This window comes from Acinetobacter sp. GN11 (assembly GCF_054823985.1).
In genome coordinates this window covers 1-3,930 of record NZ_JRVL01000145.1, presented here as the reverse complement: position 1 = coordinate 3,930, position 3,930 = coordinate 1, and the positions used below count along the sequence as shown (strand labels likewise).

The window sequence follows — 3,930 nt, the reverse complement described above, 5'->3', positions numbered from 1 at the left end:
CAGATTACCTTGTGGTACCACTTCAAGCTCTACTTTTCCGGCACGGTACAGTTCATCAAACACATAAGAGTCTGACTGACGTGGGAAAGAGCAAATCACTTTTTTAACCGAACCAGCTTTAAGCAGTTTAGCCAGACCATAATCGCCATTACCGGCGTTATTACTGACAATAGTCAGGTCTTTAATACCCAGTTCAATCAGTCCGTCAATGAGTTCAGCGGGTTGTCCTGCGGTACCAAAACCACCAATCAGAATGGTTGCACCATCTTTAATCTGCGATAGTACCTCGCTTAGTGAGGACTTACTTTTGTCAATCATGTGAGAAACCTTAGAGCATGAGGTAACGTGATGTTATTACTACCGCTAAAAATTTATTTAAATTCTTAATGGTAGTAATAAATGGAATAAATTTTGTGAGTCAAAAGCGAACTTTTAACTCACATACACTTTCAATTAAGCGCTAGCGCGACGGCGTTCAACTTCTGTTGAAGGTGCAGCTTCAGCATCTTTAACAAGTTCGATGTTAAATGTGATGTGTTTGAAAGCGTGATCTAAACCACGACGTTGAATTTCAGCTGGGTCAGTCACATCAACTGCTGTTGCTACTAAGCCATCACGGGTTGCGAAAGCAAAGTCGTCCCATAAGTACTCATCACCCTCAATGTTGAATTGAGTTGTAAGCTTGCGGAAACCTGGTGCAGAAACGAAGTAGTGAACGTGAGATGGACGGTTACCATGACGACCTAACTTGTTAAGAAGGGCCTGAGTTGTACCTTCTGGCGGGCAGCCATAACCTACAGGCATAGTTGTTAAAGCTACATATTTACCATCAGCATCAGTTAAAATACTACGGCGTAAGTTAAAGTCAGATTGAGACTTATCAAAGAATGAGTAGTTGCCCAAACTGTTAGCATGCCATACTTCAACTTTGGCATTTTCAATGATATTGCCATCAGTATCAGTCACGGTACCTTCAATAATTAAGGTATCGATTTTGCCAGATTCTGTACCATCATCCATACACGCAAAACCAACAGTTTCAGGCGCGCCAGCTACATAAAGTGGGCCTTCAATGGTACGAGGTGTGCCACCACTAACGCCAGCTTTTGCATCGGCTTCATCTGCACGTAAGTCAAGATAGTGCTCTAAACCTAAGCCAGCTGCTAAAAGTCCAAGTTCGTTTGCTTGGCCTGCATCTGTGAAATATTCCAGACCTTTCCATACTTCTGAAGGTTGGATGTCTAAGTCTTCGATGGCTTGAAATAAATCCCCGAGAAGGCGCACTACAATTTGTTGAACACGTGTATCGACTTCGCCTTTAGCTGTGTCGACATTCATTTGTTTTACAAGCGCATCAATTTGTTGACGGTTCATACTAAAACTCCTTAAGTATGCAATACGGTTTTGGGTGGCAGTGTTGCGGGCATTTTGTTTTGCTAGCGAATATTGCTGCCACGTTCCTTGTTACCTTCTGAATAAATATATTTAGTTTTTGAATGTGCTTCAGACCACACACTCAAACTATTTTCTTAGATTACGAATCATCATCACGAACAGATGAAGGGTGACGATTAAGCGCCATCACTTCGATGTTCATGTAAGGATAGAGAGGTAATCCCTGTAAAATATTGTGCAACTCTTCATTGCTTTCGACATCAAAAATACTGATGTTTGAATACTGGCCTGTAACTCGCCAGATATGTCGCCATTTACCTTGACGTTGTAAATCTTGCGAATAGGCTTTTTCAACGGCCTTAATTTCATTTGCTTTGTCGGCTGGCATATCAAGTGGAATATGCACATCCATACGTACATGAAATAACATGGGAAACTCCTTATCCTGTTGCCTTATCGACGCAACTTCTCGACTTTATCTTCATCAATTTCAATGCCTAAGCCCGGATCTGTTGGCAAGTGCAATTCAAAGTTTTCGTAACGCAGCGGTTCTTTCAAAATTTCTTCGGTAAGTAATAACGGACCAAATAATTCAGTACCAAAAGCTAATGTTTCAAAGGTTGCAAATGCATGAGCAGAAGCGATGCTACCTACAGGGCCTTCAAGCATGGTGCCGCCATAAAGGTCGATTCCCGCTAAACCTGCGATTTTTGCAACTTCACAAGCTTCGATCAGGCCACCTGATTGTTCAATTTTCACGGCAAATACATCTGCGCCATGACTTTTTGCAACACGGTAAGCACTGTCAGGACCAGTTAAAGCTTCATCTGCCATAATTGCGACATCGAAACGATGCGTTAAACGAGCAAGTGCGTCGGTATTTTGAATAGCACATGGTTGTTCGATCAAGTCGATTCCACCATCTTGTAGCTGTTGAATACCTTGAATACATTCCAGTTCTGACCATGCACGATTTACATCGACACGTACACTAATATCTGCACCCAGTGCTTTTTTAATTGCAATCACATGATCAACATCGTGTTGCAAAGGGCGTGCGCCGATTTTGAGTTTGAACGTGTTATGACGTTTCAACTCAATCATTTTTCGAGCTTCAGAAATATCTTTTTCTGTGTCACCAGACGCGAGCGTCCAAAGTACAGGTAAACTATTACGTAGACGGCCACCTAAAACTTCACTTAACGGCACGCCTAAACGTTTTGCCTGAATATCAAGTAGAGCGGTCTGAATGGCACATTTCGCAAAACGGTTACCATTAATATTCTTACGAATCAGTTTTAGTGTTTGAGCCACATTTAAATCTTTAACTGATGCGAGTAATGGTGCAAAGTAAGTATCAATATTGGCTTTGACACTTTCAGGACTTTCTTCACCATAGTTCAGTCCACCAATGGTGGTCGCTTCACCCCAACCGACAATACCATCCGTGGTCGTAATTTTAACGAGCACCAAAGTCTGAGTACGCATTGTAGTCACAGACAACTGGTGAGGACGGATAGTTGGAATATCCACAAGTATGGTTTCTATGGTTCTATACATGAAGTTTCAACTATTTCAAACTTGTTTACATACCATAGAAGAATGTAATAGCCTAAAATAGATATAGAACGGTATTTTAAGATACTAAAAAGGTATATTAATGGAATTAAGACATCTACGTTATTTTGTTACCGTGGTTGAAGAACAAAGTCTGACAAAAGCGGCTGAGAAGCTTTTTATTGCCCAGCCACCACTCACGCGTCAAATCAAAAAACTAGAGGAAGAGTTAGGCATTGATTTGTTTGTGAAAGGGTCACGTCCATTAAAAGCCACAGAAGCAGGGCTGTTTTTTTACCAACATGCTGTTCAAATTTTAACGCATACCGCTCAAGCTGCTTCGATGGCTAAAAAAATGAAGCTGGTCGAAAACATTGTGAAAGTTGGCTATGTCAGTTCACTTCTTTACGGACGATTACCCCAAGTCATTTATCTATTTAGACAAAAGAATCCTGACATTCATGTCGAGCTTATTGAATGTGGCACGAGAGATCAGGTCGAGGCTTTAAAGTTAGGTAAAATCGATTTAGGTTTTGGACGATTACCAATTAGTGATCCAGCGATTAAAAGGCTTTTACTTCGCAAAGAAAAACTAAAACTCGCGATTCATAAAAAGCATCCATTAAGTGAATTTCAAGATTCAGGAATTTACCTATCTCAAATTATTAATGAGACGATTTTTTCTTATCCAACGACACCTAAGCCTAATTTTTCGACCACTATTCAAGCTTTATTTACCAAATTAGGTTTAATCCCAGCCAAGCTGACCGAAGTACGAGAAATTCACATGGCGCTTGGTTTAGTGGCATCGGGTGAGGGTATTTGTATTATTCCAGAAAGTGCCTGTGATATTGGAATGAAGAATCTAACTTATTTAAATATCTTAGATTTAGAGGCTTATAGTCCCATTTCTCTATCCATGCGTAACATGGACCAAAGTTCTTATATTCCTAAAATTTTAGATTGTATTGAAGAGAT

At 40.5% G+C, this 3,930-nt stretch carries 5 protein-coding genes; 1 reads left to right on the top strand and 4 read right to left on the bottom strand.

Annotated elements, in window-relative coordinates; all coding sequences use genetic code 11:
* From NL42_RS12640 to NL42_RS12625, 4 genes are all read right to left on the bottom strand, one after another.
* Positions 1-318, bottom strand: a 318-nt coding sequence (locus NL42_RS12640) for a 3-oxoacid CoA-transferase subunit A (protein ID WP_461313006.1), incomplete at its 3' end; no start/stop codon positions are given.
* Positions 319-453: 135 nt separating this feature from the next.
* A complete protein-coding gene (gene catA, locus NL42_RS12635; protein WP_461313005.1) occupies positions 454-1,374 on the bottom strand; it encodes a catechol 1,2-dioxygenase in 921 nt (306 codons plus the stop codon).
* Between the two features lie 160 nt (positions 1,375-1,534).
* A complete protein-coding gene (gene catC / locus NL42_RS12630) occupies positions 1,535-1,825 on the bottom strand; it encodes a muconolactone Delta-isomerase (protein ID WP_003651954.1) in 291 nt (96 codons plus the stop codon).
* A 23-nt stretch (positions 1,826-1,848) separates the two neighbouring features.
* Positions 1,849-2,955, bottom strand: coding sequence for a muconate/chloromuconate family cycloisomerase (locus NL42_RS12625; protein WP_461313004.1), 1,107 nt, complete (start codon positions 2,953-2,955; stop codon positions 1,849-1,851).
* A 100-nt stretch (positions 2,956-3,055) separates the two neighbouring features.
* On the opposite strand from NL42_RS12625, the gene NL42_RS12620 reads away from it, so the two are divergent.
* On the top strand, positions 3,056-3,930 hold an 875-nt coding region (locus NL42_RS12620; protein WP_461313003.1), incomplete at its 3' end, for a LysR substrate-binding domain-containing protein.